Raw genomic sequence first — 4,622 nt, 5'->3', positions numbered from 1 at the left:
GGCTCGCATTGCTGAGGGTGCGGGTGCGGTGGCGGTGATGGCGTTGGAGCGGGTTCCTGCCGACATCCGCGCTCAGGGCGGGGTGTCGCGGATGAGCGATCCGGACATGATCGAGGGCATCATCGATGCGGTCACCATCCCGGTGATGGCCAAGGCCCGGATCGGGCATTTCGTGGAGGCCCAGATCCTGCAGAGCCTGGGTGTGGACTATGTCGACGAGTCGGAGGTGTTGACCCCGGCCGACTACACCAACCACATCGACAAGTGGAAATTCACCGTGCCGTTCGTGTGCGGGGCGACGAATCTGGGTGAGGCGTTGCGCCGGATCACCGAGGGCGCGGCGATGATCCGGTCCAAGGGTGAGGCCGGCACCGGCGACGTCTCCAACGCGACGACGCACATGCGCAAGATCGGTGGCGAGATCCGCCGGCTCACCTCGATGGCCGACGACGAGTTGTATGTGGCGGCCAAGGAACTGCAGGCCCCCTACGAGCTGGTGGTCGAGGTGGCGCGGGCCGGCAAGCTTCCGGTCACGCTGTTCACCGCGGGTGGGATCGCCACGCCGGCCGATGCGGCGATGATGATGCAGCTCGGTGCCGAGGGCGTGTTCGTCGGGTCGGGGATCTTCAAGTCCGGCAACCCCGCGCAGCGGGCCGCCGCGATCGTCAAGGCCACCACCTTCCACGACGACCCCGACGTCCTCGCCAAAGTCTCCCGCGGCCTCGGCCAAGCCATGGTCGGCATCAACGTCGACGACATCCCCATCCCACACCGCCTCGCCGAACGCGGCTGGTGACAAGACGAATCATCAAGAAAGGGAACACATCATGACGTCACTGCAAACCCGCCACGAGCTGGAGACACAAGCTCTCGACCACCTTTGGCTGCACAGCAACGACCTGGAATGGAACGAACTGATCCAGGGCGGGCTACGGGTTTTCGTCGAGGGCCGCGGCTCGACCCTGATCGATGTGAACGGCAAGGAGTACATCGACGGTCTGGCCGGGCTGTTCGTGGTGGCGGCGGGCCACGGCCGCACCGAGATCGGCGAGGCCATGGCCGAACAGGCCGGCAAGATCGCTTACACCGCCGCATCGAATGCCGCGAACCCGGCGGCGATCAAGCTGGCAGGCAAGATCGCGTCCCTCACCCCGGGTGACCTCGACCGGGTGTTCTTGTGCTCGGGCGGATCCGAGGCAGTCGAGAGCGCGATGAAGATCGCCAAGCAGGTGCAGGTGATGCGCGGATTCGGCAAGCGCTACAAGATCATTGCGCGGCGTGGCTCCTATCACGGCACCACGTTCGGCGCTGCAAGCCTGACCGGCAGTGCGAGCGAAAAGTACTTCGGGCCGTTCATGTCCGGCGTCAGCAAGGTGCCCAACCCCAACCACTATCGCAACGATTTCGGTCTTGAGGGCGAGGCCGGCGACATCATGTGCGCCCGCTATGTCGAGCAGGAGATCCTCATCCAGGGTCCGGAGCATGTCGCCGCGGTGATCGGTGAACCGATCTCGGTCGCCAACGGGACTCACCTGCCGAGCCCGGTGTACTGGCAGATGCTGCGCGAGATCTGCGACAAGTACGGCGTTCTGCTCATCATGGATGAGGTCATCACCGGCTGGGGACGCACGGGCAAGGTCTTCGCCGCCGAGCACTACGGCGTTGTTCCCGACATCATGACCATGGCCAAAGGACTTTCGAGTGGCTACGCACCGGTTGCGGCCGTCGCGGTCCGGTCGTCGATCTTCGACGATTTCCGTCCCGACGGGCACGCACTGGGACACCTGATCACCTTCGGCGGCCACGCCGTGGCAGCTGCCGCTGCCCTGAAGAACATCGAGATCCTCGAACGCGAAAACCTGGTCGAACGCTCCGCCGAGATGGGCACGTACCTGTTCGAGCTCGCCCAGGAGCTGCGCAGCCACCCCACAGTCGGTGATGTCCGTGGCGGCAAAGGTCTCTTGTGCGCAATCGATTTCGTCAAGAGCAAGGAGACACGCGAAGCGTGGGGAACATCGCATCCGTTCATCAAGCAGCTCGCACTGCGCACGCAGGAAGAGGGCCTGGTCACCCGGGTGTGGGATGTTTTGCACCTCGCGCCGCCGTTCGTGCTGACGCGTAGCGAAGCCGACCGCGCCATCGAGATCGTCGACCGCTGCCTCACCGAGGCAGAGGCGAAGTTCGCCCACGAGATCGGCTGATCAGGCGTGATCGCACCGGTCATCGGCGTCTGCACGGCGTTCGAAATCGCTCGCTGGGGCTTCTGGAATCAGCAGGCCGCGATCATTCCCGCGACCTACCTCGCCAAGATCCATGCGGCAGGCGGGATCCCACTCGGCCTCGTGCCCGACACGCGCGCGGTCGAGAATCCCGGATTGCTCATCGACCGCATCGACGGGCTGCTGTTGATCGGCGGTGTCGATGTCGAGCCGTCTTCGTACGGAGCGGCGAACAACGGCCGCACCGAGGCGACCGAACCACTGCGCGACGAGTTCGAGCTCATGTTGGCCCGGGAAGCCATGCGGCGGGATATTCCCGTACTCGGAGTGTGCCGCGGCATGCAGGTTCTCAACGTCGCGGCCGGGGGCACGTTGCATCAACACCTGCTCGACGCCGGCTACGCCGAACACCGCCCCAGCCCGGGACGGCTCGATCACGCGACGTTCCACGAAGTCGAGGTGGACTGTGACACGCACGCGGCGAGGTTGTGCGGCAGCGGAATACAGGTCGTGAACTCGCACCACCACCAAGGCGTGGATCGGCTCGGCAACGGCGCCGTCGTCACGGCTCGGTCGCTACCCGATCAACTGCCCGAGGCAATCGAATGGCCCGACCATCGGTACGTGCTCGGGGTGCAGTGGCATCCGGAGGCGGCCGAACTGCAACACGCACTGACCGACTTCATCAACAGCGCAATTCACGCTCTCGGAGGAAACCACTGACATGGCCGTCATCGACGTAATCGAGCCCGCGACCGAACAGGTTCTCGAATCGCTCGAGCAGATCACGTCTGCGGAGTTGGACGACGTGATTGCCCGCGCCGCCGTCGCACAGCGGCAGTGGGCGGCACAGCCGCCCCAGTTCCGCGCCGAGGTGCTGTTGGCCATCGCGGCGGCGGTCGACAACAACCGCGAAGCCCTGGCCCAGCTCGAGGCCCGCAACGTCGGCATGCCCATCAGCGATGCCCGTGGCGCGATCGCCGGCGTCGCAGCGACATTCCGCTACTACGCTGCCGCCCCGGAACGCCTTATGGGACACACCATTCCGGTGGCCGGCGGCGTGGACATGACGTTCCGCGAACCGATCGGTGTAGTGGGGCTGATCACGCCGTGGAACTATCCGCTCACGATCGCCGCCTGGAAGGTGGCGCCGGCGTTGGCGGCGGGCAATGCGGTGGTGCTCAAGCCCGCAGAACTGACGCCGCTGACTTCGTTGAGGCTCGGCGAGCTCGCCGTCGAGTCCGGGCTGCCCGCAGACCTTTTCAACGTCGTCGTCGGTCCAGGACGGACGATCGGCAGCCAGCTTGTCGAGCATCCCGCGGTCGGCAAGGTCGCGTTCACCGGTTCGACCGATGTCGGCAAGGACATCGCGCGGCGTGCGGCCGAGGGCATCAAACGCGTGACCCTGGAATTGGGCGGTAAGTCGGCGGCGCTGGTGTTCGCCGACGCCGACCTCGACGCGGCCGCCGAGGGCCTGACGGGCGCTGTCTTCGGGAACTCGGGACAAGACTGCTGCGCACGGTCGAGGGTGTTCGTCGAACGGTCCGCTCTGGAAACGTTCCTCGAGAAGCTCGAGAAGGTCGTCTCCAATATCGTCGTCGGCGATCCGCTCGCGGAGAACACGCAGATGGGCCCGCTGATCTCGGCGGGTCATGCCGCCACCGTTCAGAGCTACGTCGATGATGCACCCGTGCTGTTCCGTGGTTCGGCACCGACGGGGCCCGGGTATTGGTTTGCCCCCACCGTGCTTCATCCCATCGCCGACGATCATCGTTCGGCGCGTGAGGAGATCTTCGGGCCCGTCGTCTCCATCCTCGCTTTCGACAGCGAGGACGAGGCGGTTGCCCGGGCCAACGACACCATCTACGGGTTGGCCGGATCGATCTGGACGTCGAACGCCGCACGGTCGATGCGCGTTGCGCGCGGGGTCGCGGCGGGGGCACTGGCCGTGAACTCGTATACCTCCGTGCGGATAACGACGCCGTTCGGCGGTTTCAAGCAGTCAGGTTTGGGTCGCGAACTCGGTCCGGATGCGCTCGATGCCTACACCGAAGTGAAGAACGTCTTCTTCAACACCATGCCCTAGACGCACCTCGGCCGCGGTAATGGCACGCGAGACAGTCGATCAATTCGATTGGGACATCATCCGCTATGTGGTCGAGTGGGCCCCGTACGGCGGCCCACTCGACGAAGATATCCTGCCGCGATTCGGCATGGACGCACAGCGGCTCAATGCTCGGTTCATCGAACTCGTCAGCGCCTTGACCATGGGCAGCGGCAGATTGCTCAACCAACGCCAGCGTCGCCTGCTCGACCACGCCCGGAAACTCGTTCGACCGGAGAAGGCAAGCCCACCAATCGAACTCAAAGGAAGGACTCACCATGCCTCAGACAGTGCGCGGC

Annotated in this window: 5 protein-coding genes; all 5 read left to right on the top strand. The window is 65.1% G+C overall.

The window, feature by feature from the left end:
- A partial coding sequence (pdxS, locus tag ACRCUN_RS34105) for a pyridoxal 5'-phosphate synthase lyase subunit PdxS (protein WP_462146017.1) occupies positions 1–796 on the top strand: 796 nt, incomplete at its 5' end.
- Between the two features lie 31 nt (positions 797–827).
- Positions 828–2,201: an aminotransferase family protein gene (locus ACRCUN_RS34100; RefSeq protein WP_462146016.1), complete on the top strand. Its 1,374-nt coding sequence runs from the start codon at positions 828–830 to the stop codon at positions 2,199–2,201.
- Between the two features lie 6 nt (positions 2,202–2,207).
- Positions 2,208–2,942 carry a gamma-glutamyl-gamma-aminobutyrate hydrolase family protein gene (locus ACRCUN_RS34095; protein ID WP_462146015.1) on the top strand — a complete coding sequence of 245 codons (735 nt, stop codon included), beginning with the start codon at positions 2,208–2,210 and terminating at the stop codon, positions 2,940–2,942.
- A gap of 1 nt (position 2,943) precedes the next feature.
- A complete protein-coding gene (locus tag ACRCUN_RS34090) occupies positions 2,944–4,305 on the top strand; it encodes an aldehyde dehydrogenase family protein (protein WP_462146014.1) in 1,362 nt (453 codons plus the stop codon).
- Positions 4,306–4,324: 19 nt separating this feature from the next.
- On the top strand, positions 4,325–4,622 hold a 298-nt coding region (locus ACRCUN_RS34085), incomplete at its 3' end, for a hypothetical protein (protein WP_462146013.1).

Source organism: Mycobacterium venezuelense, from assembly GCF_054919535.1.
This window is presented reverse-complemented; position numbering and strand designations above follow the sequence as displayed.

Coding starts and splice junctions, on each gene's coding strand:
- ACRCUN_RS34100 (WP_462146016.1), top strand. CDS start 828: ATGACGTCACTGCAAACCCGCCACGAGCTGGAGACACAAGCTCTCGAC.
- ACRCUN_RS34090 (WP_462146014.1), top strand. CDS start 2,944: ATGGCCGTCATCGACGTAATCGAGCCCGCGACCGAACAGGTTCTCGAA.